The 1,539-nt window shown below is 71.4% G+C and carries 1 protein-coding gene; it reads left to right on the plus strand.

Translation table 11 applies throughout. The features are described 5' to 3' along the window. Positions 1-377 precede the first annotated feature (377 nt). On the plus strand, positions 378-1,271 hold the full coding sequence (locus tag ACZ34W_RS38645; protein ID WP_465611179.1) for an RNA polymerase sigma factor: 894 nt from the start codon (positions 378-380) through the stop codon (positions 1,269-1,271). The last annotated feature ends 268 nt before the right edge of the window (positions 1,272-1,539 follow it).

Consider the following 1,539-nt stretch of genomic DNA (forward strand, 5'->3'; position numbering starts at 1 on the left):
ACAGCAGGGCATGGGGAGGTCCTCCTTGAATGGCCGCGGTTGCTCCGGCCCGGGTTCGTCGGGCCGTCAACTCGCCTCTCGCGGGCGAGCGTGACAGGGGTGAAGGAGTGTCGAACGGAACGCGGAACCCGGCCCGTTATCGAACAGTTACGGCGGCCTCCGGCCTGGACCACGGACCGACCACTGCTTATCACGGTCGTACAACGGGGCGGGATCCCAGGGCCCCCGGCTCCTCCCTTCTGCCATCGACCCCACCGCACCGACCCCGAGCTGCACCCCTCGGGGCCGCGCACCGCCGGGCGCGGAGCACCGACCGCCCCGCCCCGGTCGTCAGGTTCCGATCACCCGGACCGCGACCCCGACCAAGGACCGACCCCATGCACCTGGACCCTCTCCCGGCCGACGATGCACCCGAACCCTCCGCCGGGTACCCCGACGGACGTGCCGAAGCACCGACGTCCGACACTGACGAGACCGCCGACACCACCGAGACCGACGTCGCTCTCACCGTCCGGCTGCGTGCCGGGGACGTCGAGGCCCTGACAGAACTCTACGAGCGCCACTTCCGGGCCACCGCCTCCTACGCCGGTGCACTGGGCGGCACCGCGCACCGGGCCGAGGACCTGGCGGGTGAGGCCTTCGCCCGGACCATCACCGCCGTTCGCGTCGGCGCGGGCCCCAGGGGGAGCTGGCGCCCCTATCTGCGGGCCGTCGTCCGCAACACGTCCAAGGCGTGGGCCGCCGCCGACCGGCGCACTCCACCCACCGCCGATCCCGACCTCTGGGCGGACGACGTCGAACGCGCGCGATCTCCCGAACAGTTGCTCGTGGAGTCCACCGAGCGCCATCTGGTCGCCTCCGCGTTCCGCAGCCTGCCGAAGCGCTGGCGATCGGTGCTCTGGTACTCGGTGGTGGAGCAGCGGCCCGCCGCCGAGGTGGCCCGGCTTCTCGGCCTGACAGCCGGTGGCGTCTCCTCGCTGGCCGTCCGGGCACGCGAGGGGCTTCGGGACGCCTACCTCGCGGCGCACCTCGCCCGACCCCGCTCACCCGACTGCCGGGCCTGCACCGCCCGCCTCGCCGCCCTGGTCAGACGACCACCACGCCGGATCCCCAAGATGCTGGCCGAACACCTCGACGCCTGCGCTCGGTGCCGTCGATGCCTCGACGAGATCCGCGACGTCAACCGACGGCTGTTCTTCGCCCGGACGTCCCTGCTGCACCATGCACCCTCCCGGCCACACCGACGGGCGGGCCGGCTCCGCGGTGGGTGAGGAAGGCGGCGGCCATCCGGGAGCGTGGTCGTCCTGGTGTTCGCGAGCGAGTTGGGCGATCGCCAGGATCAGGCTCACCCGGACCACGGCATCGTCTTCACTCGCCAGCCTGAACCGCAGGGCCGCGGAGATGCGTGGGAGGTCGTCGGTTGCTGCCGCCAGGACGTAGGCGGTTACTGACATCAGCTCTTTGGGGTGGTAGATCTGCCGTTTTGCTGACGGATGGTCACCTGTCGCTGTAGACCGTGTGGCATGCGATATGCGGATG

The sequence above is a fragment of the Kitasatospora sp. NPDC022856 genome (genome assembly GCF_055561235.1).

Coding starts and splice junctions, on each gene's coding strand:
- ACZ34W_RS38645 (WP_465611179.1), top strand. CDS start 378: ATGCACCTGGACCCTCTCCCGGCCGACGATGCACCCGAACCCTCCGCC.